This is a genomic window from Anaeromyxobacter dehalogenans 2CP-1 (assembly GCF_000022145.1).
GTDB classification, from domain to species: domain Bacteria; phylum Myxococcota; class Myxococcia; order Myxococcales; family Anaeromyxobacteraceae; genus Anaeromyxobacter; species Anaeromyxobacter dehalogenans.
The window spans coordinates 3970676-3992164 of record NC_011891.1; the positions used below are offsets into that span (position 1 = coordinate 3970676).

General features: G+C 76.4%; 20 protein-coding genes. 13 read left to right on the top strand and 7 right to left on the bottom strand.

Annotation, left to right across the window (positions count from 1 at the left end):
- Nucleotides 1-4: 4 nt before the first annotated feature.
- The gene (locus A2CP1_RS17910; protein ID WP_015934667.1) at nt 5-2590 is read left to right on the top strand and encodes a DEAD/DEAH box helicase; all 2586 of its coding nucleotides are present in this window, start codon (nt 5-7) and stop codon (nt 2588-2590) included.
- A 175-nt stretch (nt 2591-2765) separates the two neighbouring features.
- Here the strand turns inward: A2CP1_RS17910 and A2CP1_RS17915 are convergent, their stop codons facing one another.
- Nucleotides 2766-3527 (bottom strand): hypothetical protein, encoded by a 762-nt coding sequence (locus A2CP1_RS17915; RefSeq protein ID WP_015934668.1) that lies wholly within the window; start codon nt 3525-3527, stop codon nt 2766-2768.
- Between the two features lie 108 nt (nt 3528-3635).
- On the opposite strand from A2CP1_RS17915, the gene A2CP1_RS17920 reads away from it, so the two are divergent.
- Nucleotides 3636-3905, top strand: a complete 270-nt coding sequence (locus tag A2CP1_RS17920) for a hypothetical protein (RefSeq protein WP_011422456.1) — start codon at nt 3636-3638, stop codon at nt 3903-3905.
- On the opposite strand, the gene A2CP1_RS17925 is transcribed toward A2CP1_RS17920, so the two are convergent.
- Nucleotides 3865-4470, bottom strand: coding sequence for a DUF488 domain-containing protein (locus A2CP1_RS17925; RefSeq protein ID WP_245529832.1), 606 nt, complete (start codon nt 4468-4470; stop codon nt 3865-3867). The genes A2CP1_RS17920 and A2CP1_RS17925 overlap by 41 nt on opposite strands.
- A gap of 96 nt (nt 4471-4566) precedes the next feature.
- Between A2CP1_RS17925 and A2CP1_RS23980 the strand changes: the two genes are divergently transcribed.
- Nucleotides 4567-4692 (top strand): hypothetical protein, encoded by a 126-nt coding sequence (locus A2CP1_RS23980; protein ID WP_015934670.1) that lies wholly within the window; start codon nt 4567-4569, stop codon nt 4690-4692.
- Between the two features lie 294 nt (nt 4693-4986).
- Complete coding sequence (locus A2CP1_RS17930; protein WP_015934671.1) at nt 4987-5373, top strand: hypothetical protein; 387 nt, start codon at nt 4987-4989, stop codon at nt 5371-5373.
- A gap of 12 nt (nt 5374-5385) precedes the next feature.
- Here A2CP1_RS17930 and A2CP1_RS17935 read toward each other — a convergent pair whose 3' ends face one another.
- From A2CP1_RS17935 to A2CP1_RS17950, 4 genes are read right to left on the bottom strand one after another with little or no spacing between them, the layout of a single operon-like run.
- A complete protein-coding gene (locus A2CP1_RS17935) occupies nt 5386-5757 on the bottom strand; it encodes a peptide chain release factor family protein (RefSeq protein WP_015934672.1) in 372 nt (123 codons plus the stop codon).
- On the bottom strand, nt 5754-6473 hold the full coding sequence (locus A2CP1_RS17940) for an ABC transporter ATP-binding protein (RefSeq protein ID WP_015934673.1): 720 nt from the start codon (nt 6471-6473) through the stop codon (nt 5754-5756). Before A2CP1_RS17940 ends, A2CP1_RS17935 begins: the two co-directional genes overlap by 4 nt.
- Nucleotides 6466-7683 carry an ABC transporter permease gene (locus A2CP1_RS17945; protein ID WP_015934674.1) on the bottom strand — a complete coding sequence of 406 codons (1218 nt, stop codon included), beginning with the start codon at nt 7681-7683 and terminating at the stop codon, nt 6466-6468. Before A2CP1_RS17945 ends, A2CP1_RS17940 begins: the two co-directional genes overlap by 8 nt.
- Entirely contained in the window at nt 7673-8935 is a 1263-nt protein-coding gene (locus A2CP1_RS17950) for an efflux RND transporter periplasmic adaptor subunit (protein WP_015934675.1), read from the bottom strand. Before A2CP1_RS17950 ends, A2CP1_RS17945 begins: the two co-directional genes overlap by 11 nt.
- 159 nt (nt 8936-9094) lie before the next feature.
- On the opposite strand from A2CP1_RS17950, the gene A2CP1_RS17955 reads away from it, so the two are divergent.
- The 6 genes from A2CP1_RS17955 to A2CP1_RS17980 all read left to right on the top strand — a co-directional run bounded on the left by A2CP1_RS17955 (nt 9095) and on the right by A2CP1_RS17980 (nt 17098).
- Nucleotides 9095-10666 carry a 7TM domain-containing protein gene (locus A2CP1_RS17955; protein WP_015934676.1) on the top strand — a complete coding sequence of 524 codons (1572 nt, stop codon included), beginning with the start codon at nt 9095-9097 and terminating at the stop codon, nt 10664-10666.
- Nucleotides 10663-11580 carry a sugar-transfer associated ATP-grasp domain-containing protein gene (locus tag A2CP1_RS17960; protein ID WP_015934677.1) on the top strand — a complete coding sequence of 306 codons (918 nt, stop codon included), beginning with the start codon at nt 10663-10665 and terminating at the stop codon, nt 11578-11580. The genes A2CP1_RS17955 and A2CP1_RS17960 overlap by 4 nt, the downstream gene beginning before the upstream one ends.
- Nucleotides 11581-11761: 181 nt before the next feature.
- Nucleotides 11762-13675: a tetratricopeptide repeat protein gene (locus A2CP1_RS17965; RefSeq protein WP_015934678.1), complete on the top strand. Its 1914-nt coding sequence runs from the start codon at nt 11762-11764 to the stop codon at nt 13673-13675.
- Between the two features lie 34 nt (nt 13676-13709).
- The gene (locus A2CP1_RS17970; protein ID WP_015934679.1) at nt 13710-14993 is read left to right on the top strand and encodes a hypothetical protein; all 1284 of its coding nucleotides are present in this window, start codon (nt 13710-13712) and stop codon (nt 14991-14993) included.
- 9 nt (nt 14994-15002) lie between these two features.
- Nucleotides 15003-16241, top strand: a complete 1239-nt coding sequence (locus A2CP1_RS17975; protein ID WP_015934680.1) for a hypothetical protein — start codon at nt 15003-15005, stop codon at nt 16239-16241.
- Between the two features lie 86 nt (nt 16242-16327).
- Complete coding sequence (locus tag A2CP1_RS17980) at nt 16328-17098, top strand: class I SAM-dependent methyltransferase (RefSeq protein WP_041450711.1); 771 nt, start codon at nt 16328-16330, stop codon at nt 17096-17098.
- Nucleotides 17099-17218: 120 nt separating this feature from the next.
- Here A2CP1_RS17980 and A2CP1_RS17985 read toward each other — a convergent pair whose 3' ends face one another.
- Entirely contained in the window at nt 17219-18385 is a 1167-nt protein-coding gene (locus A2CP1_RS17985) for a GNAT family N-acetyltransferase (RefSeq protein ID WP_015934682.1), read from the bottom strand.
- Nucleotides 18386-18668: 283 nt separating this feature from the next.
- On the opposite strand from A2CP1_RS17985, the gene A2CP1_RS17990 reads away from it, so the two are divergent.
- Genes A2CP1_RS17990 through A2CP1_RS18000 form a run of 3 tightly spaced genes read left to right on the top strand, consistent with a single transcriptional unit; the run spans nt 18669 to nt 21489 of the window.
- Nucleotides 18669-19646, top strand: coding sequence for a fumarylacetoacetate hydrolase family protein (locus A2CP1_RS17990; RefSeq protein WP_015934683.1), 978 nt, complete (start codon nt 18669-18671; stop codon nt 19644-19646).
- Entirely contained in the window at nt 19643-20305 is a 663-nt protein-coding gene (gene maiA / locus A2CP1_RS17995) for a maleylacetoacetate isomerase (RefSeq protein ID WP_015934684.1), read from the top strand. The genes A2CP1_RS17990 and maiA overlap by 4 nt, the downstream gene beginning before the upstream one ends.
- On the top strand, nt 20302-21489 hold the full coding sequence (locus A2CP1_RS18000; protein ID WP_015934685.1) for a 4-hydroxyphenylpyruvate dioxygenase family protein: 1188 nt from the start codon (nt 20302-20304) through the stop codon (nt 21487-21489). Before maiA ends, A2CP1_RS18000 begins: the two co-directional genes overlap by 4 nt.

Below are 21489 nucleotides of genomic sequence, written 5' to 3' on the forward strand. Positions count from 1 at the left end.
ACGCATGTCCACGCCCAGCCCCACGCCCGCGTCCGGCCCCGAGCCCCTGCGCGCCCCGCTCGCCGCGCTGCTCCCGCCCGAGGGCGCGCCGCCGCTCGCGCCCGACGCGGTGCTCGATCGTTTCGTGTCCTGGGTCGCATCCACCGGGCTCGAGCTCTACCCGCACCAGGAGGAGGGGATCCTGGCGCTCCTGGACGGCAACCACCTGGTGCTCTCGACCCCCACCGGCTCGGGCAAGTCGCTGGTGGCGACGTTCCTCCACTTCCAGGCCATGGCCGCCGGGCAGCGATCCTTCTACACCTGCCCGATCAAGGCGCTCGTCAACGAGAAGTTCTTCGACCTGTGCCGGCTGTTCGGCCCCGAGAACGTGGGCATGATGACCGGCGACGGCGCGGTGAACCGCGACGCGCCCATCGTCTGCTGCACCGCCGAGATCCTGATGAACCTGGCGGTCCGCGAGGCGGAGTCGTCGGTGGACGCGGTGGTGATGGACGAGTTCCACTACTACGGCGACCGCGAGCGCGGCGTGGCCTGGCAGGTGCCGCTGCTGGTGCTGGAGCGGGCCCGCTTCCTGCTCATGTCCGCCACGCTCGGCGACACGCGCGCCATCGAGGCCTCGCTGCGCGAGGTGACGGGCCGGGAGGTGGCCGCGGTCCGGAACGCGGCGCGGCCGGTGCCGCTCGAGCACGAGTGGCGCGAGACGCCGCTGCACGAGACCATCGAGGAGCTGGTCTCGTCCAGCCGGGCCCCCATCTACCTCGTGAACTTCACCCAGCGCGCCGCCGCCGAGCAGGCGCAGAACCTCATGAGCGCGAACTTCTCCTCGAAGGAGGAGAAGGCGCGCATCGCCGAGGCGCTGGCCGGGGCCCGCTTCGACTCGCCCTACGGCAAGGACCTGCAGCGCTTCCTGCGCCATGGGATCGGGCTGCACCACGCCGGCCTGCTCCCCCGGTACCGGCTGCTCGTCGAGAAGCTCGCGCAGGGCGGGCTGCTGAAGGTGGTCTCCGGGACCGACACGCTGGGCATGGGCGTCAACATCCCCATACGCACCGTGCTCTTCACCCAGCTCTGCAAGTTCGACGGCACGAAGACCGCCATCCTGACCTCGCGCGACTTCCACCAGATCTCCGGGCGCGCCGGCCGGAAGGGCTTCGACGAGCGCGGCTACGTGGTGGCGCAGGCCCCCGAGCACGTGGTCGAGAACAAGAAGCTCGCGGAGAAGGCCGCGGCGGGGAAGAAGGTGGTCAAGAAGCAGCCGCCCACCAAGGGCTACGTGCACTTCGACCGGAACACGTTCCAGCGGCTGCAGGAGAAGGAGCCCGAGCCGCTGGAGAGCCGGTTCGAGCCGACGTTCGGCCTGCTCGTGAACCTGCTGCAGAGCGAGACCACGCGGCGGGGCGGCGGCTACGGGCGGCTCGTCGAGATCATCGCCCGCTCCCACGGCAACGACTACGTGCGCGCGCGCCACCGGCGCGCCGCGGCCCAGCGCTTCCGGACGCTCCGCGCGGCGGGCCTGGTCGAGGTGCGGCGGATCGAGGGCTATCGCGGCGCCTACCTGCGCCCCGCCCCCGGCCTGCAGCGCGACTTCTCGCTGTTCCACACGCTCGCGCTGTACCTGCTCGACACGCTGCCCGCCATCCCGCGCGAGCGCGAGACCTACGCGCTCGACGTCCTCTCGATGGTGGAGTCGATCCTGGAGGACCCGGACGTCATCCTCTGGAAGCAGCTCGACCGCGCCCGCGGCGAGGCCGTCGCCGAGATGAAGGCGCGCGGCATGGAGTACGACGAGCGCATGGCCGAGCTGGAGAAGGTCGAGTACCCGAAGCCGAACCGCGACTTCGTCTACGCCACCTTCAACGAGTTCGCCGCGAAGCACCCGTGGGTCGGCGCCGAGAACATCCGCCCGAAGTCGGTGGCGCGCGAGATGGTCGAGCGGTTCATGACGTTCGCGGACTACGTGCGCGAGTACGAGCTGCAGCGCTCCGAGGGCGTGGTGCTGCGCTACCTCTCGGAGACGTACAAGACGCTGGTCCAGACCGTCCCCGAGACCTACCGCGACGACGCGCTCCTCGACGTGATCGCGTTCCTGCGCGCGACCGTCCGCGGGGTGGACTCCTCGCTCATCGACGAGTGGGAGCGCATGCGCGACCCGTCGTACCAGGCCGTGGCGGTGGACGCCCGCGCGGCCGTGGCCGGCACGCTCGGTCCGCCGCCGGTCTGGGCCGACCCGCGCGCGTTCGCGGCCCGGATCCGCAACGAGCTGCACGCGCTGCTCGTGGCGCTCGCGCGGAAGGACCACGCCGGGGCGGTGGCGGCGCTCGCGCCCGGCGCGGAGTGGACGCCGGCCACGCTGGAGGCGGCCATGGCGCCCTACTGGGAGGCGCACCCGCGCATCGACGTGACCCCCGCCGCGCGCCGGCCGCACAACACCTTCGTGAAGGAGCTGGCGCCGCGGCGGTGGGAGGCGGTGCAGCGGATCGTGGACGAGGCCGGCGAGGTGGACTGGGCCGTCACCTGCGAGATCGACCTCACCGACCCGCCCCGCGACCCCGACCAGCCGCTGCTCGCGCTGGTCCGCGTCGGCACCTGAGAGCACGTGAACCCATCCCTCCCGTCGCCGCGGCGGCCGATCCGCGTCGCATCGCTTCGTTGCTCCTCCCGCACATGCCGACGGGCATGCTCGGTCGTCGCGCCTCGCGCTGCTCGCGGCTCGACCGCCTGGCTCGGTCCGGGGATGGATTCACGCGCTCTGAGCGTCGCGCGGGCTACGGCCGGAACGCCGCCGGATCGATCCGGGCCGGGAGCTCCACCTTCTCGAGCACGGTCTCGCCGGTGGTCTGGCCGTTCGCCCAGTTGCCCTCGCGGAACGCCACCAGCACGCCGTCCACGGCGCGGAAGTCCGAGTACGTGGTGACGAACTCGACCGGCCCGCCGCCGCGCGACGCGCCGCGCGAGCGCAGGATCCGGCCGGTGGCCGGGTCGATGCCGGCCTCCACCACCACGCCCGGCGCGACCTCCAGCGCCAGGACGCGCAGCGTCGCCCCGTCGACCTCCCACGCCCCGCGGTCCTCGAGCTTGTTCTCCCAGGCGGCGAGCAGCGCCGGCAGGTCGAGGCGGGAGGCCTGCAGGATCATCGACATGAGGAACGGGCCGCCCACCTCCTCGCCGAAGCGCCAGCCGCGGCCGCCGTCCAGCACCCGCACCTCCACCGGCGCGCCGGGGAACGCGATCTCGACCCGCAGCTTGCCCGATCGCTGGTAGACGCGGGTGATGCGCCCGGGCTGCCCGGGGTGCAGCAGCGAGGTGACCGTGCCCTCCTCGCGGACGCGGGCCAGCCGGACGACCGCCTTCCTCCCGCCGTACGCCGCCACGCACCGCTCCACCAGCGCGTGGACCCCGGCCCGGCCCTCCGCCCGGACCTCGGCGTCCGGCCGCGCGCCGGCCGGGGCGGCGGGCGCGCCGGCGGCAGGCAGGGAGGGGGCGGCGGCGAGGACGAGCGCGGCGAGCGCGAGCGCGGCGGTGGGCACGGGAGACCTCCGGGTCGGACGGCGGGGCGGCGGCCAGTGTCGTGGCTGGACGGGCGGAAGGCAACCGCGGCGTGCCCGCGCGGCGCCCCGGGGCCACCGTGATCCGGCGTGACCGAGCTCCTCGGCTGGCTCAGCTCCGCGGTGCTGCTCGCCACGCTCGCCCGCCAGGTGCACAAGCAGTGGCGGGAGGGCACCGGCGCGGGCGTGTCGCGCTGGCTGTTCGCAGGGCAGACCACCGCGTCGGCCGGGTTCACCCTCTACAGCCTGCTCGTCGGCAACTGGGTGTTCGTGGTGACGAACGCGCTCATCCTCGCGAGCGCGATCGCGGGGGTGGCCATCACGGTGCGGCAGCGGCGGGCCCGTCCGCAGGGTACGTGACGCGCCGCCCCTCCACCCGCGCGAACGGCGTGAGCCGGTGCGGGCGCGTCCGCCCGGGGCCGGTGACGTGCTCCACCACCACGCCGCGCGCCAGGAGCGCGTCGGCCACCAGCGAGCGGTGGCAGCGCCAGGGCACCGCCTCGGCGCAGACCAGCGCCACCGGCCCGCGGCGCGCCAGCTCGCGCAGCTCCAGCAGCCCCTCCTCGAACTCCGGCGTGCCCATGTGATCCGCGTAGCCGCGGAAGCTGGCGTTGCGCCACGCGCCGTTCGGCGAGTCGCGCCGCGCGTGGCGCAGGCCGCCGAGCCGCGGGAGGTGCGCGTAGCCGATCCCGGCCGCCGCGAGCGCGGCCCGGAGCGCGGGCCCCTCGTACTGCGGGTTCGCGCGCGAGCGCGGGATGGTCCGGATGTCGGCCACCGTGACGGCGCCGACCGAGCGCAGCAGCTCGAGGAACGCCTCGATGGGCCGGGTGGAGTGCCCGAGCGCGAGCACGCGAAGCCCGCCCCAGCCCGGCGCCGCCCTGCGGCGCGGCGCGTCCGCCGACCCGGCCGATCCCCGTGAGGTCACGGACGGTTGCATGCCGCCGCGGCGCCGCCGGCGCACGGCCCCGGCGGCCGCGGCCCGGCCGGAACCCTTCCGCCCGATCCCGGCTCCCACCCCACCATGAGTGCCCCCACCGAGACGACTCCCACGATCGAGGTGACCGATGCAGCGCGCACCGCGCTCCTCGAGCACCTCTCCCGCGACCCGCAGAGCCGCTACGTGCGCATCCACGTCGGCCATGGTTGAGGTGGCATCAGCTACCAACTGACTCTGGACGAGTCGGCCGACCCCGAGCGCGACGCGCTCATCGAGCAGGACGGGATCACCTTCCTCGCGGAGCAGCGCCAGAAGCACCTCATCCCGGGGCTCCGCATCGAGGTGCAGAAGGTGTTCGGGCGCGAGGGCCTGGTCGCCTGGAACTCGGCCTTGGAGGGCGGCGCCTGCTGAGGTCGGCGCCCCCGGGGCGCGGCGGCGCTTGACGCTTCCCAGCCCTTGCGGTTGACAAGGACCGGCCCGAGGGCCGATACCCGTCCTCCGACCATGCAACCGAAGCCTCGGGAAGGTCCGCGCTGGGCGCGCGGGCAGAAGTTCACGCTGTCGCTCGCCGGGCGCGACGCCGAGGAGGCGTACCGCGCAGCGGTGCTCGACGCGCGTGGCGCCGGGCGTGCGGTGCTGGACACGGCGCTGGCCGCCTGGGCCTCGCCGCGCGCGGTGGAGCCGGGCGACGGCGTGCTGCTGGGCGAGCTGAAGGGCAAGCCGCGCGGCCTCTCCGACTTGGGCCACGCGCTCGAGGACGCCGGGATCCCCGGCGCCGAGGTGCGGGCCGCCCTCGACCGGCTGGTCCGCGCCGGCCTCGCCGAGCTGGTCCCGCTCGCCTCGCAGCTCGAGGCGCAGCGCGCGCCTCCGCCCGTCACCGGCCGGTGGTAGCGGCCCCCGGCGTCACTCCCACCCGCGCCGCGAGGCCTTCCGCTCGCCGCGGCGCTTCTTCTCGGTGAGCCGCCGCTCCTTCGCGCCGCGCGTCGGTCTGGTGGGCCGCCGCGGCTTGGGCCGGTGCGCGAGCGGCTGGAGGCGCGCGCGCAGCCGCTCCAGCGCCGCGCCGCGGTTCTGCAGCTGGCTGCGCCGCTCGGTGGCGGTCACCGTGATCGCGGTGGGCCGGTGCACCAGCCGCACGCCGCTCTCGGTCTTGTTGCGGTGCTGGCCGCCGGGCCCGCCGCCCACGAAGAAGCTCTCGTCGCACTCGGCGAGCAGCGCCTCGTCGGGCAGGGCGAGCGCCCGGCGGGCCTCGGCCCGCAGCGCCTCGGGGACCGTCATGCTCCGCTCCTCCGGTGGGGCCCGTCGGCCACGATGCGCCCGTCCACCAGCTCGATGATGCGATCGCAGCGGTCGGCGAGCCGCGGGTCGTGCGTCACGATCAGGAAGGTGATGCCGGCCCTGCGGTTGAACTCGCGCAGCAGCGCGAACACCTCGTCCGCGGCGTGGGTGTCGAGGTTGCCGGTGGGCTCGTCGGCCAGCACCAGCCGCGGCGCCATCGCCAGGGCGCGGGCGATCGCGACCCGCTGCTGCTGGCCGCCGGAGAGCTGGGTGGCGCGGCGGTGCAGCACCGCGCCGAGGCCCACCTGCCGGAGCAGGTGCTCCCCGCACTCGGCCATGTCCGGGGCCGCCCGCCCGCGCGCCGCCATCATCGGGATCATGACGTTCTCGAGGGCGGTGAACGCGGGCAGCAGGTGGTGGAACTGGAACACGAACCCGATGGTGCGCCCGCGCGTGCGCGCCATGGCGTCGTCGTCGAGCGCGGCGGTGTCGAGGCCCGCCACCCGCACCCGGCCGCCGGTGGGACGGTCGAGCAGCCCGATGAGGTTGAGCAGCGTGGACTTCCCGGAGCCGGACGGGCCCATGAGCGCGGTGAACTCCCCCGCGCCCACCTCGAGGTCCACGCCGTGCAGCACCGGCGTGACCACCGAGCCGGCCACGTAGTCCTTGCGGACGCCGGAGAGCTCCACCGTCGCCGTGGCCACCGGCTCAGCCATACCGGATCACCACCGCCGGGTCGAGCTTCGCCGCGCGCCGCGCCGGGTAGGCGGCGGCCACCAGGCCGGTCCCGACCGCGACCGCCGACGCCAGCAGGAACAGCCCCGGGGTCAGCTCCACCGGGAACAGCGCCTCGCCGTAGGGGTTCCGCACCAGCGTCGCGAACGCGAGCGACATGGCCGTGCCGAGCAGCGCGCCGAGGATCGAGCCGGCCCCGCCGACCAGCGCGCCCTCGATGAGGAAGATGCGGAGCACGGTGCCGGTGGTGGTGCCGGTGGCCTTCAGGATGCCGATCTCGCGCGACCGCTGGATCACCGAGATGCCCAGCACGCTCGCGATCCCGAGCGCCACCGCCAGCACCACGAAGGACTGGATGAGCAGGGAGGAGGCGCTCTGGGAGCGCAGCGCCGTGAGGAGCTGCTGGTTCAGCTGCATCCAGCTCTCGGCCAGCAGGCCGGTCCGCGCCGCGAGCGACCGCGCCACGCGCTCGGCGGCGAACGGGTCCCGCACCTTCAGCTCGATCCCGGTGATGCCACCCTGGAGATCGAGCAGCGTCTGCGCCGCGCGCAGCGAGACCAGCACCCACCGCTGGTTCACGTCCCGGCTGCCCAGGTCGAAGATGCCGGCCACGGTGAACAGGTCGGAGCGCGACTCGGCGCTGGTGATCCGGAGCTTGTCGCCCACCGCGAGCCCCAGCTCGTCCGCGAGCACCGCCCCGATCACCGCCTCCTCGCCGCCGACCCGGAACGCGCCCGCCTTCATGCGCCGCGACATCTGGATCACGCCGTCGAAGCTCCCGGGCTCGACCCCGCGCAGCGCCACCGCGCGCGACACCCCGGCCCGGCTCGCGAACGCCGAGCCCGCCGCGGTCGGCGTGGCCGAGACCACGCCCGGCGCGCCCCGGACCACCGCGAGCACCTCCGGCCACTGCTCCACCGAGCGATCGCGCTCCGGGATCTTCTCCACCAGGGCGGCCAGCGCCTCGCCCGGCCCGGGCGGCAGCGCCTTCGGGACGCGCTCGGGCCGGCGCAGCACCACGTGCGCCTGCGACCCGAGCGTCTGCTCCACGAGCGTCGCCTGGAGCCCGCCGATGAGCGCGGTCAGGAAGACGATCACCCCCACGCCCACCGTGGCGCCGCCCAGCACCAGCGCGGTCTGGGCGCGGCCCTCGCGCAGGAACCGCAGCGCGACGAACAGCTCAAAGGGCACGGCCCAGCTCCGGCCCGGGCAGGCGGCGCACCCGCACGCGGCTCCCCTCCGCCACCGCGGCGGAGGGCGCCAGCACCTCGTCGCCCGCCGCGAGGCCACCCGCGATCTCCACCAGCGCGTCGCCCCGGAGCCCGAGGCGCACCGCGCGCCGCTCCGCCCGGCCGCCGCGGACCGCCAGCACCCACGGCGAGCCGCCCGCGTCGCGGACCGCGTCGGCGGGGAGCACGAGCGCGTCCGCCTTGCGCCCGACCTCCACGTTCACCGAGACGGTCATGTCCGGGCGCAGGAACGGCGGCGGCGCGGGGACCGCGAGGCGCACCTCGACCGTGCCGCGGGCGGGATCCACCGACGGCGCGAGGAAGGACACCGCCGCGTCGAACGGCGCGTCCGGGAACGCGTCCGCCACCGCGCGCGCCGGCTGGCCCTGGCGCAGCAGCGCCAGGTTCTTCTCGTCCGGCTCCACCGAGAGCCGCGTCTCGCCGGTGCGGGCCAGCACCAGCAGCCGCGCGCCGGCGGTCACCGTGTCGCCGGGCTCCACGTCGCGGAGGATCACCGTCGCGGCGGCCGGCGCGCGGAGCTGGCGGTCCTCCAGCCGCGCGCGCGCCACCTCCTCGGCGCCGCGGGCCGCCGCGAGCGCCGCCTCGGCCAGGCGCTGGTCCGGGCCGCCGCCTCCGGCCGCCGCGGCCTGGGCGAGCGCGCTCTCCCGCGCGCTCCGGGCCAGCGCGAGCGCCTGCTCCGCGTCGTCCAGCTGGGCGACGCTGGCGCTCCCCGCGTCGGACAGGCTCCGCGCCCGCTCCCGCGCGCGCTCCGCCAGCTCGACCCGCAGCTCGGCCTGGCGCAGCGCCTCGCTCGCCCCGCGCGCCGCCGGGCCGCGCGACTGCTCCAGCCGCGCCGCCGCCTGGAGCACCTGCGCGCGCGCCTGCGACAGCGCGGCGCGCGCCTCCGCGTCGTCGAGCTGCACCAGCAGGTCGCCCGCGCGGACCGCGTCGCCCTCGTCCACCCGGACCGCGGCCACCTTGCCGGTCGCGACCGCGCCGACCTGGATGCGGGCCGGCGCCATCACCCGCCCGCTCGCCACCACCCGCTGGACCAGCGGCCGCCGCTCCACCGCCCAGCCCGGCGCCGCCGGCCCGCGCGCCGCGCGCACCGCCGCCACGGCCGCGAGCGCCAGCGCGAGCCCGGCGGCGGCCCGCCCGGCGCGGGACCGGAGCAGGCGCGCGATGGCGCGGCGCGGGCTCGCGGGGGCGTCCATGTCCCCATTGGTACACCGACGTGGTGCGGCCGCCCAGCGCCGCGGTGCCGCTGCCACCCGCCGCGACACGGCCGCAGGGCTCGCGCGCCGACGCCCCGAGACGGACGCCCTGCGCGAGTGGCCGATCGGCCGGCCGCCGGGTCGAGCCGTCACACCACCATGGCGCTCCCCCACCCGCACAGGCTCGGCCTCACCGTCCTCGCGCTCGTCCTCGGCACCGCCGGCCTGATGGCGTACAAGGTGCGCGCGCTCGGCTACCGGCTCGCGGACATCCTGCCGGTGCGCCAGTACGAGGTCACCTACGCGCTCGAGCTCGACGGCCACGGCGGCGACGTGCGCGTCCGCAGCTTCCTCCCGTCGAGCGACGCGCACCAGACCATCTCCGAGGAGCGCGACCAGACCTCCGGCCTGCACCTCTCGCAGTCGATGGAGGGGCCGAACCGGGTGGCCACCTGGAGCGGCGCCGACGTCCCCAACGGCGCGCGCATCCGCCACGCGTTCAAGGTGCTCCCGCGCCGCGTGTCGTACGACCTGCCCGCCGGGCTCGAGGTGCCCGCCGCCTACCCGCCCTCGGCGGCCGCCTGGCTGCGGCCGGAGAAGGACATCCAGGTGGACGCGCCGGAGATCCGCGCCACGCTGCAGCGCATCGGCGCCGATCAGGGCGGCGTGGTGGAGCGGCTCCGGCGCATCCACGCGCTGGCCGCCTCGCTGCAGCCGCGGCCGTTCAAGGGGACCACCGACGCGCTCACCGCGCTGCGCCTGGGCGAGTCGAGCTGCAACGGCAAGAGCCGGCTGTTCGTGGCGCTGGCCCGCGCGGGCGGGATCCCGGCGCGGCTGGTGGGTGGCCTCATCCTCGAGCCCGGCGCGAAGCGGACCTCGCACCAGTGGGTGGAGGCCTGGGTGGCCGGGCACTGGGTGCCGTTCTGCCCGACGAACGGCCACTTCGCCGAGCTGCCCGAGCGCTACCTCACGCTCTACGTCGGCGACGAGGCGCTGTTCCGCCACACCGCCGACGTGAACTTCGACTACCGCTTCGAGACGCACGGCGCGCTGGTGCCGTCGCCGCAGGCGAAGGCGACGTTCACGCTGTTCGACGTGTGGGGGCTGTTCGACCGCCTGCGGCTCCCGTTCGCGCTGCTCCGCACCGTGCTGATGCTGCCGGTGGGCGCGCTGCTGGTGGTGCTGTTCCGGAACGTGGTGGGGATGCCGACGTTCGGCACCTTCCTGCCGGCGCTGCTCGCCGCCTCGGCGGGCGAGACCGGCGCCGGGTACGGCGTGCTGGCGGTGCTGCTGGTGGTGGCCGCGGTCGCGGCGGTGCGCTGGGGGCTCACCCGGCTCGAGCTGCTCCACTCGCCCACGCTCGCGATCCTGCTGGCGGCGGTGGTGCTGACGCTGCTCACCACCTCGATGATCGCGGAGCGCGCCGGGATCGCGCAGCTCACCCGCGTCACCATGTTCCCGATCGCCGTGCTCGCCATCTGCGCCGAGCGCTTCTACCTGTCCCTCACCGAGCACGGGGCGCGCGCCGCCGGCAAGGAGCTGGCCGGGACGCTGGTGGTGATGCTGGCGTGCCACGCGGTGATGAGCTCGCTGGCGCTGCAGGTGCTGGTGATCGGCTTCCCCGAGGTGCTGCTGCTGGTGGTGGCGGCGAACGTGTACCTGGGGCGCTGGGTGGGGATGCGGCTCAGCGAGTACCGCCGCTTCCGCGGGCTGCTCGGGGGCGCGGCGTGAGCGCCCTGTCGCGGGCGGCCGCGCGGGTCCGGGGCGTGGTGGCCCGGCGCGCCGAGGTGTACGGGATCAACCGGCGCAACCTGGCGCTGGTCTACCCGAACAACGCGCGGCGCCACTACCCGCTCGCCGACGACAAGCTGCTCGCGAAGGAGCGCTTCCAGGCCGCCGGCGTGCCGGTGCCGGAGACGCTGGCGGTGTGCGAGGGGCTGTACGCGGTGCCGGGCGTGGTGGAGGCGCTGCGCGGGCGCTCGCAGTTCGTGGTGAAGCCCGCGAACGGTGCCGGGGGCGGCGGCATCCTGGTGGTCGGCGAGTGGGACGCGTCGGCCGGCAGCTGGCGGAGGGCCGGCGGCGAGCCGCTCTCGCCGCGCACGCTCGGGCGCCACCTCGCCGACGTGGTGTTCGGGGTCCACTCCAGCCAGCTCGAGGACCGCGCGTTCGTGGAGCGACGCGTGGCGCCGCACCCGCTGTTCGCCGGCCTGTGGGGCGACGGGCTGTGCGACCTGCGCATCATCACGCTCCGGACGTCGCCGGTGATGGCGATGATCCGCGTCCCCACCGCCGAGTCCGGCGGGCGCGCGAACCTGCACCAGGGCGGGCTCGGCATCGCGGTGGACCTCGCCACCGGCCGGACCTTCCGCGCCCTCCACCGCGGCCGCGCGGTGGAGCGCCACCCGGAGTCCGGCGCGCCGCTGCTCGGGCTGGAGGTCCCGGCCTGGCCGGCGGTGCTGGACGTCGCGCGCCGCGCCGCCGCCGCGGTGCCGCTCGGCTACCTGGGGGTGGACGTGGTGGTGGACGGCGAGGCGCGCCCGCTGGTGCTGGAGATCAACGCGCGGCCCGGGCTCGAGATCCAGAACGTGAACGGCCGCGGCCTGGGGCCCGCGCTCGCGGCCGCGCTCGACGGGAGGGCGGCTTGACATCGCCGCCCATTCGCATGGAGCCCTGCTGCGGCGCACGCTGGCTGCCTGCGCCGGGCAGACTCGTCCCTGCGCTGCTCGACGTGCCTACGGGCACGCCTCCGCTGCTCGGTCCTCGTGTGCCCGGCTCGGCGACGCCATCGTGGGCCTCGCGACGGGCCCCACGCGAACGGGAGGCGCCATGAGCCCCGGTGATCGCCTGGCGCTGGACCGGCTCTGGCCGATGCTGCTCGGGCTCGCCGCCCTGGTGGCGGGCGCGCTCGCGCTGGAGGCCTGGGCCGGCCGGCGCGGCAACGAGCCGCTCCGCATCGCGGTGGCCGACGAGGCGGTCCCCGCCGGCGACGACGAGGAGCCCTCCGGCGACGCGCCCGACGGACCGGAGGCGCCGCCCGTCTCCGAGGCGCACGCCCGCGCCCGCACCGCGGCGCGCCGCGCGCTCTACGCGGACGCGATCCCGCTCTACGAGCAGGCGCTGCGCGATCGCCCCGACGCGCCCGCGCTCGAGGCGGAGCTGGGCGCGTGGCTGCTCGCCGCCGGCCAGCCCGAGCGCGCGCTGCCGCACCTCGCCCGCGCCGACCAGCTCCACCCGGAGCCGGCCACGGCGCTCCGCCTCGGGCTGGCCCGGGCCCGCCTGGGCGATCGCGACGGCGCCGAGCGGGACCTCCGCCGCGCGCTGGCCCAGCGGCCCTCGTCGGGCGCGGTCCGCATCGCGCTCGGCACGCTGCTGCGCCGGCGCGGCGCGATCGCCGAGGCGGTGGCGCTGCTCGAGCCCGCCGCCGCGGCGGGCTCGAACGAGGAGCGCGCGCGGGCGCTGGTGGCGCTCGGCGCCGCGCACCTCGCGGCCGGCCGCCGCGCCGAGGCGGGCCGCGCCTTCGAGCAGGCGGTGCTGTACGCGCCGGCGCGGGTCGAGATCCGCCTGGGCGTGGCCCGCGCCTGGCTCGGCGGCGACGCCGGCGACGCCGAGCGCGCGCTGTCGGTGCTGGCGCGCGCCGCCGATCTCGCGCCCGACGTGCCGGCGGTGCACGCCGCGCTCGGGCGCGCCCGCGAGCGCACCGGCGACGACGCCGGCGCGGCCGAGGCCTACGAGCGCGCGCTCCGCCTCGACCCCTCGAACCGCTACGCGCGGCGCCGCGTGCTGCGCCTCGCGCTCGCGGCCCGCGACTTCGCGCGGGCCCGGCACGAGGCCGACCGGCTGGTGGCCGACGGGCCGGAGGTGGCGGAGCACCACTTCCTCGCCGCCCTGGTGGCGGACCGCGACGGCCGCCCGGCCGACGCGCGCCGCGCCTACCGGCGGGCCATCGAGGTCGCGAAGGGCGAGTACCCGGAGGCCTGGCTGAACCTGGGCGTGCTGGAGAAGGGCGAGGGCGACCTCGCCGCGGCCCGCGCCGCGTACCAGCGGGCGCTGGAGCTGCGGCCCGGCTACGGCGCCGCGCTCGTCAACCTGGGCAAGCTGGAGGAGGCCGCCGGCGACGCCTCGGCGGCGGAGGCCGCCTACCGGCGGGCGGTGGAGCTCGATCCGCGGCACGCGCCGGGCTGGCTCGCGCTCGGCCAGCTCCAGTCCGACGCGCGCCGCCTCGACGAGGCCGTCGCCTCGCTCCGCCGCGCGCTGGAGGCGCGCCCCGGCTACGACGCCGCCGAGCTGTCGCTGGGCGTCACCGCCGCGCGCGCCGGGCGCACCACCGAGGCCATCGCCGCCTACCGCCGCGTGCTGGCCCGCTCGCCGCGGTCGGCCACCGCCTGGTACGACCTCGGCCTGGCGCTGCTCGACGCCGGCGACCCGCGCCAGGCGGGCGACGCGTTCCGCCAGGCGGCCTCGATCGACCCGGACCACGTGCCGTCGCGGCGCAGGACGGCCGAGCTGGAGCTCGCCTCCGGGCGCGTCGCCGAGGCCCGGGCCCGCTTCGAGGAGCTGCTCGATCTCGTCCCCGGCGACGTCCCGGCGCGCGCCGCGCTCGCCGAGATCGCCGCCCGCGAGGGCGACCGCGCCGGCTGCGAGGCCCGCGCGCGGGCGCTGCTCGCCGAGGCGCCGAAGGATGCCGCCGTGGCCCCGCTCCTCGCGCGCTGCACCACCCTCGCCCCACGGGCCGCCCGCTGAGCCTGCCCTCCCCCACCGGTCCCCGGAGCCCCGCATGCCACGCCCCGCCGCACTCGCCGCCCGCCTCGCCGTCGCCGCCCTGCTCGCCACCGCCGCCTGCGGCGGAGGCGGAGGGGGTGGCGCCAGCGGCCCTGGCGGCGTGCCGCTCGACGCGTCCCGCCCCGGCGACGCGCTGCTCATCTCGGCGCTCGGCCACTACGACGCAGCCAACGCGCTCGCCGCCGCCGCCCGCGCCGCCACCGATCCGGCGGTCGCCGCCGCGAAGGCGTCGGACGCCATCGCCGAGTACCGCCTGGCGCAGGCGGACCTGCGGCGCCTCCCGGTGGAGTTCCCGCAGTCCATCCGGCTCGACAACGCGGCCTACCTCGACGGTCGCTGCAGCTACGAGGTGGGCACGCTCTCCGCGGACCCCGCCGACTTCGCCGACGCGCGCGACCGGCTCGACGCCGCCGAGGCGGCGTTCCCCGCGTCGCCGCTGCTGGACGCGGTCGCCTACTTCGAGGGGCGCACCCGCTTCCAGCTCGCGGCCATCGCGCAGGCGTCGGCGGGCGCCTCCACCGCCGCGGTTCAGGCCGGCTACGCGGCCGCGCGGGACGAGTTCCGGCGCTCCCGGCAGGCCAGCGCCGCCGGCACCTGGGCGGACAACGCCGCCTACTACCTGGGCCGCGCCGACTACGAGCTCGGCTACCTCGCCGTCCACCCGCTCGAGACCGGCGCGGTCGCCCCGGCGGACGGCACGCCGGAGCAGGCCGCCGCGGTGGCGAGCTTCGACCGCGCCGAGGCGGAGCTCGCCGCGGTCCCCGCCGCGTCCAGCTACTTCGACAACGCCCGCTACTACCTGGGCCGCAGCCACCTCGAGGAGCCGTCCGACTCGACCGCCGCCGGCTGGCAGGCGCTCCGGACCGCCTCGCTCGACGCCGCCGTCGCGGCGTTCGGCCAGGTCCTCGGGATCCCGGGCAGCTTCTACCGCGACGCCGCGCAGTACTGGCGCGGGCGCGCGCACCAGTCGCTCGCGGTCTACGCCGCCGACCCGGCGCCCGAGCTGGGCGCGGCCTCGGCGGACTTCCACGCGGTGATCGCCGGCGCGAGCAGCTGGCGCGACAACGCGCTCTACCACGTGCTGAAGGCGTACCTGGCCTGGCCCGCGCCCGGCCCGTACTGCTCCGCCCTGCGCCCGGGCGACGCGTCGCCGGCGAGCGCCTGCGCCGCGTCCGGCGCGCTCTCCACGCTGGTCGCGAGCGACCCGGCCTTCGCCGCCAGCACCTACCCCGCGCTCGCCGCGTCGGCGCTGTCCGCCGCCGGCTGCGCCTGCCCCTGAGGTGAAGCCATGAACCTGCTCCTCTCGCTCGCCGCCGGCCTCCTCCTCGCCGCCCAGGGCGCCGCCCCGGCGCCCGACGCGCCGGACGGGACCGACGCCCCCCGCACCCGCCGCGCCGCCCGCCGCGGCGCGTCCGGCTGGACCCTCGACGCCCGCCTCGGCGCATACGCCGGCGCGTTCGACGGCATGGGCGTGCGGCGCGACTCCGGCGGCCTCGGCATCCTGGAGGGCGCGCTCGCGCCCGAGTGGCGCGGCGGCGACTGGACGGTCGGCGTCCCCCTCCGGCTCGCGCACCGCCAGACGTTCGGCGCGGACCTGTCCGAGACCACCGGCGCGCTGGACGTGACCGCGGAGCGCCGCATCACGCGCAGCTTCCGCGCCGGGCCCGAGGCCGGCGTGTCGGGGGCATACCGGCCCGGCTGGCCCGACCTGTACCAGCGCGCGCCGGGCGGCGCGCTGGCCTCCACCGACCGGTTCGGCTACCTCGCGTGGCACGTCGGCGGCCAGCTCTGGGCGCGCCCGCTGCCGCGCAGCCACCTGCGGCTCCACTACCGCTACGTCTCCTACGCGTACCAGGGCGAGGCGGCCTTCCAGCCGGACGTGAACCCGATGCACCTCACGCCGCGCGACAACGTCCAGCACCAGGTGGACCTCTCCTGGCGATACCTGGGCGGCGAGTCCTGGGCGGCCGCGTTCCGGCTCGACTACACCCACCGTCACGACCTCGACCTGCTGGCCCGCAACGCCGGCACCGGCGGGACGAGCGGCTACACCAACCCCGACCAGAAGCTGAGCAAGCTGGAGCCGTCGGTGGAGGTGGAGCTGAAGCGGCTCGGTGGCCAGCTGGACGCCTCGCTGCGCTGGGGCTACGTGGTGCAGGACGATCCGTTCCAGGGCTACTACTCGTACTCCGGCCAGCACCCCCGCCTGGACCTGGACTGGACGGCGACCGGCCGGCTCACGCTGGAGGGCCGGGTGGAGGCGTGGCTGCTCGAGTACGGCGCGAACGGCACCAGCCCCGCCCGCCTCGACTCCGGCTCCCGCCGGTACGACCGCCGGGTGGCGCTCCGCGCCGGCGCGCGCTACGCGCTCACGCCGGCCGTGTCCGCGGTCGCCGAGGCGGAGTGGGTGAAGCGCGACACGAACTACCCGGACTACGTGCCCGACCCGGCCACCGACGCCGGGTACGACATCCGCTTCGACTACGAGAACGTCCGCGCCATCGCCGGCGTGGAGTGGCGGCTGTAGCGCCCGGCGGCGGGCCGCGCGGTCCGGGCCTCCCCCCGGCCCGGCCGCGCGGCCCCGCCGCCTTTCCCCGTGGTACGGTGGCCGGCGTGTCCCGGCGAGGCGCCTCCCCCGACGATCCGCGCCGCTGGGTGTTCAACCGCCTGGCGGAGGACTACGCCGTCCGGCCCGGCTACCCGGCGCCGCTCGCCGACCGGCTGGCGGCGCTCGCCGGCGGGCCCGGCGCGCGGGTGGCGGACCTGGGCGCCGGCACCGGGCACCTCGCCCGCGCGCTCGCCGCCCGGGGCCTGCGCGTGGCGGCGGTGGAGCCCGCGCGCGCGATGCTGGACGCGCTCGCCGACGCGCCCGCGTCGGCCGGCCCGGCCGTCGAGCCGGTGCACGCGGCCGCCGAGCAGACCGGCCTCGCGGCGGGCGCGTTCGCGCTCGTGGTCATCGCCGACGCGCTCCACTGGATCGACCCGGACCGCGGCGCGCGCGAGGCCGCGCGCCTGCTCGCGCCGGGCGGCGTGCTGGCGGTGGTCACGCCGCGCCTCGCGGACACGCCGTTCCTCCGCGCGCTCGGCGAGCGCATCGCGCGGGCGAACTTCAAGGCCCGCCCGCGCCCGCCGCCGGTGGGGCTGTTCTTCTCGGTGGCCGGGCTCCCCGCCCCCGCGGTCGAGCCGTTCGAGGACGAGGTGCGGCTCGAGCCCGACGCGCTCGACGCGGTGCTGCGCTCGCTCTCCTACGTGGGCCCGGCGCTCGGCCCGGCCGCGCTCGAGGCGCTGCTGGCGGACGCCCGCGTCCTCGCCAGGGGGCACGGCGGCGCCGCCTGGCGGCGCGAGATCGCGCTGGCGTGGGCCCGTGATCCCCGCTCACCCTGAGCGCCCCTCGACTCCGCGCGGCCATCAGCGCTCACCCTGAGCGTAGGCGAGCCGAAGGCTCGCCGGAGTCGAAGGGTCGGGATGAGCGAGCGAGCCGAAGGCTCGCCGGACTCGAAGGGCTCACCCGCCGAGCCGCGGGTGCTCCTCCCGCCAGCGCGCCACCGCCTCCAGCCGCTGCGGCCGCTCCAGCTCGAGGTGGCGCCGGATGGGCGCGTCCAGCCGGCGATCGAGCAGCAGGTGCGCGCTCCAGGTCTCGGCCGGCTCGAAGCCGCGGGCCAGCTTGTGCTCCCCGCCCGCGCCGCCCTCGAAGCGGCGCACGCCGCGGCGGATGCACTCGTCGATCGAGTGGTACAGCGCCACGTTGAAGTGCAGGAACGGGTGCTGCTCGACGCAGCCCCAGTAGCGGCCGTACAGCGCCTCGGCGCTGGCGAGGTTGAACGCCATCCCCACCAGCCGCCCCTCCCTCCGCGCCTCCACCACCTCGACCGCGTCGGGCAGCCCGGCGAACACCCGCGCGTAGAACGCGCGGTTCACGAAGCGCATGCCCCAGGCCATCTGGTCGGTCGAGGCGCGGTGCAGCGCGAAGCAGTCGCGCGCCCAGCCCTCCGGATCCCGCGACAGCTCGTCGCCGCGCACGGTGCGGATGGCGATCCCCTGGCGCTCCGGCGCGGCCTTCTCGCGGCGGATGGCGTTCCTGCGCTTGGAGGGGAACGCCGCCAGGAATGCCTCCGGGTCGGCGTACCCGGCGTTGCGCCAGTGGTACTGGAAGTCCACCCGGAGCGCGAGGCCGGCCTCCTCCAGCTCGCGCGCCTCGTCGGCGCCGGGGAACAGCACGTGCAGCCCGTGGAGCCCCTCCTCGGCGCAGAGCCGCCGCGCCCGCTCCAGCAGCGCCCGCACCAGGGCCGCCCGGTTCTCGCCGGCGGCCACCAGGAAGCGGCGCCCGGTGGCGGGCGTGAACGGCACGCCCAGCACGAGCTTCGGGTACCAGGGGAGACGGGCCCGAGCGGCCGCCGCCGCCCACTCCCAGTCGCGCCCGAAGTCGCCGTCGGAGCTCTCGCGCACGTAGGCGAACGCGGCCGCCACCACCCGGCCGCCGCGCCGGGCCACCAGGTGCCGCGGCGCCCAGCCGGTCCGCGGGGTGGCGCAGCCGCTCTCCTCGCACGCGGCCAGGAACGCGTGGCGGGCGAACGGGCTGGCGCGCTCGGGCTCGTGCTCGAGGAGCGCGTCCCAGTCCTCGGGGCGGAGCTCGGAGATGGAGCCGTGGACGGACAGGGTCAGGCCAGACACCGGCCGTTCATAGCCGCCGCGGCGCCGACGGCGCAATGCGCCACGCCCCGGGGTTCGCCCCGACAGGGCCCGCCCGCGCCCCGATCCTCGGGTCGCAACCCGCCAAACGTCCGATTACGACAACGCCGATATGACTCAGGAATGGCCAGCGAGCGAAGCGAGCTTGCCGGGGCGCCGCCGCGTAGGTGGCGAAGCCGCCCGCGGTGGCGCAAGGGACCCGGCGAGCAGGGTGGGGCCCCGCGGAGCTCCGCTCCGTGGGGCGGGGCGCAGCCCCGTCTAGATCATGCGCCTCGCGACGCGACGTGACGGCAGCCGCGACGGGCGGCTCATGGTGGTCCGCCGGGATGGCGAGGCCCTCCTCGACGCCGGCCCCGCCGCGAGGACGCTGCAGGACGCGCTCGACCGGTGGGAGGAGGCGGAGCCGAAGCTCCGGGCCCTCGCCGAGTCGCTGGACGCGGGGCGCGCCGCCGGCGTCCCGCTCGATCCGCACGCGCTGCACTCGCCGCTGCCGCGCGCCTACGAGTGGGTGGACGGCTCCGCGTACCTCAACCACGTGCGCCTGGTGCGCAAGGCGCGCGGCGCCGAGCCGCCCCCCACGCTCGAGTCCGACCCGCTCGTGTACCAGGGCGGCTCGGGCGTCCTCCTCGGGCCCACCGACGACCTCCCGCTCCCGGATCCGGGCTGGGGCCTCGACCTCGAGGGCGAGGTCTGCTGCATCCTCGGCGACGTGCCCCGCGGCACCCGCGCCGCCGACGCGGGCCGCCACGTCCGGCTGCTCTGCCTCGCGAACGACGTCACGCTGCGCAACCTGGTGCCGGGCGAGCTCGCGAAGGGCTTCGGCTTCTTCCAGTCGAAGCCCGCCACCGCGTTCTCGCCGTTCGCGGTCACGCCGGACGAGGTCGGCCCGGCCTGGCGCGACGGCCGGCTGCACCTGCGCATGACGGTGCGGTGGAACGGCCAGGTGGTGGGCACGGTGGACGCCGGCCCGGAGATGCACTTCTCCTTCTTCCAGCTCCTCGAGCACGTGGCCCGGACCCGCGGGTTCACCGCGGGCACGATCCTCGGGAGCGGCACGGTCTCGAACGCCGATCGCGCCCGCGGCTGGTCCTGCATCGCCGAGCAGCGCGCCCTCGAGATGATCGACGGCGGCGCGCCGCGCACGCGCTTCCTCGCCGCCGGCGACACCGTCGAGATCGAGGTCCGCGACGGCGAGGGCCGGAACGTGTTCGGCACCATCTCGCAGCGGGTGCGCGCGCCATGACCCTCCGCCTCTACTCCTACTGGCGCTCCTCCTCCGCCTGGCGCGTGCGCCTCGGCCTCGCGCTGAAGGGGCTCGCGTACGAGTATCGCGCCGTGGACCTGCTCGCGCAGGAGCAGTTCCAGGCGGCGCACCAGGCCCGGAACCCCATGTCGCAGGTACCGGTGCTGGAGGTGGAGGAGGACGGGCGGACGCACCTGCTGGTGCAGTCCATGGCCATCCTGGAGTGGCTGGAGGAGCGCCACCCCGAGCCGGCCCTGCTGCCACCCGACCTGTGGGGCCGCGCCCGGGTGCGGGCGCTCGCCGAGCACGTGAACTCCGGGACGCAGCCGATGCAGAACGCGCTCGTGCTGCGGATGCTGCGCGAGAAGGTGCCGGGGTGGGACCGCGAGTGGGCCCGGTTCTTCATCGCGCGCGGGCTCGCGGCCCTGGAGACCGCGGTCCGCGACGGCGCCGGCCGCTTCTCGCACGGCGACGCGCCCACCCTCGCCGACTGCTACCTCGTGCCCCAGCTCTACAACGCGCGCCGCTTCGGGCTCGACCTCGAGCCCTACCCCACGCTGCGCCGCGTGGACGAGGCCTGCGCGGCGCTCGCGCCGTTCCAGGCCGCCCACCCCGACCGCCAGCCCGACGCGCCGCCGCCCGACCGGAGGACCCCATGACCTCGCACTCGCAGAAGACGCAGCTCGAGCCGCTCGGCATCGTCCGCATCGAGGGGCTGCATTACTACGTGCACGACCTCGAGCGCAGCCGCCGCTTCTACACGCAGAAGATGGACTTCGCGGAGGTGGCCCGCAGCGCGCCCGCGCTGGAGCGGGAGGGCCGGCAGCGCTCGGCGGTGTTCGAGGCGGGCGACGTCCGGGTGGTGTGCTCGGAGCCGGTGGGCGAGGGCGGCCGCGCCTGGCGCTGGCTGCGCAAGCACCCCGACGGCGTGGGCACGGTGGTGTTCCAGGTGGAGGACGCGGACCGCTGCTTCCGGCTGCTGGAGGAGCGCGGGGCGACGCCCATCACCGACGTGCAGGAGCACCGCGACGACGGAGGGACGCTGCGCACGTTCAACATCACCACCCCGCTCGGCGACACCACCTTCCGCTTCGTGGAGCGCCGCGGCTACCGCGCCGTCTACCCGGGCATCGAGCCGCTCGCCGCGCCGGAGGGCGGGCGCAACGCGTTCGGCTTCGGCCACGTGGACCACCTCACCAACAACTTCCAGACCATGAAGCCGGCGCTCCTGTGGATGGAGCACGTCATGGGGATGGAGGAGTTCTGGGAGGTGGAGTTCCACACCAAGGACGCGGCCGGCGCGCGCCGGGCCGCGCTCGAGGCGCAGAAGGGCTCGGGCCTGCGCTCGGTGGTGATGCGCGAGCCGCGCTCCGGCGTGAAGTTCGCGAACAACGAGCCGTGGCGCCCCGCGTTCAAGTCCTCGCAGATCAACGTCTTCAACGAGGACCACCGCGGCGACGGCGTGCAGCACGCCGCGCTGACGGTGCAGGACATCCTCTCCTCGGTGCGCGGCATGCGCGCCCGCGGGGTGGAGTTCATGCCCACGCCGGCGACGTACTACGAGGCGCTGCCGGAGCGGATCCGCAGCACCGGCATCGGCCGGATCGACGAGGACCCGCGCGTGCTGCAGGAGCTCGAGATCCTGGTGGACGGCGCCGGCGACCACTCCTACCTGCTGCAGATCTTCCTGCGCGACGCGGCCGGCCTGTACCACGAGCCCGACGCCGGGCCGTTCTTCTTCGAGATCATCCAGCGCAAGGGCGACCAGGGCTTCGGCGCGGGCAACTTCCGCGCGCTGTTCGAGTCCATCGAGCGCGAGCAGGTGAAGGAAGGGCGGGCCTGA

Excerpts from the sequence above, each read along its gene's own strand:
- A2CP1_RS17955 (WP_015934676.1), top strand. The coding sequence starts at position 9,095 with ATGGCGCTCCCCCACCCGCACAGGCTCGGCCTCACCGTCCTCGCGCTC.
- A2CP1_RS17965 (WP_015934678.1), top strand. The coding sequence starts at position 11,762 with ATGAGCCCCGGTGATCGCCTGGCGCTGGACCGGCTCTGGCCGATGCTG.
- A2CP1_RS17935 (WP_015934672.1), bottom strand. The coding sequence starts at position 5,757 with ATGACGGTCCCCGAGGCGCTGCGGGCCGAGGCCCGCCGGGCGCTCGCC.
- A2CP1_RS17930 (WP_015934671.1), top strand. The coding sequence starts at position 4,987 with ATGCAACCGAAGCCTCGGGAAGGTCCGCGCTGGGCGCGCGGGCAGAAG.
- maiA (WP_015934684.1), top strand. The coding sequence starts at position 19,643 with ATGACCCTCCGCCTCTACTCCTACTGGCGCTCCTCCTCCGCCTGGCGC.
- A2CP1_RS18000 (WP_015934685.1), top strand. The coding sequence starts at position 20,302 with ATGACCTCGCACTCGCAGAAGACGCAGCTCGAGCCGCTCGGCATCGTC.
- A2CP1_RS23980 (WP_015934670.1), top strand. The coding sequence starts at position 4,567 with ATGAGTGCCCCCACCGAGACGACTCCCACGATCGAGGTGACCGATGCA.
- A2CP1_RS17970 (WP_015934679.1), top strand. The coding sequence starts at position 13,710 with ATGCCACGCCCCGCCGCACTCGCCGCCCGCCTCGCCGTCGCCGCCCTG.
- A2CP1_RS17975 (WP_015934680.1), top strand. The coding sequence starts at position 15,003 with ATGAACCTGCTCCTCTCGCTCGCCGCCGGCCTCCTCCTCGCCGCCCAG.
- A2CP1_RS17950 (WP_015934675.1), bottom strand. The coding sequence starts at position 8,935 with ATGGACGCCCCCGCGAGCCCGCGCCGCGCCATCGCGCGCCTGCTCCGG.
- A2CP1_RS17910 (WP_015934667.1), top strand. The coding sequence starts at position 5 with ATGTCCACGCCCAGCCCCACGCCCGCGTCCGGCCCCGAGCCCCTGCGC.
- A2CP1_RS17990 (WP_015934683.1), top strand. The coding sequence starts at position 18,669 with ATGCGCCTCGCGACGCGACGTGACGGCAGCCGCGACGGGCGGCTCATG.
- A2CP1_RS17940 (WP_015934673.1), bottom strand. The coding sequence starts at position 6,473 with ATGGCTGAGCCGGTGGCCACGGCGACGGTGGAGCTCTCCGGCGTCCGC.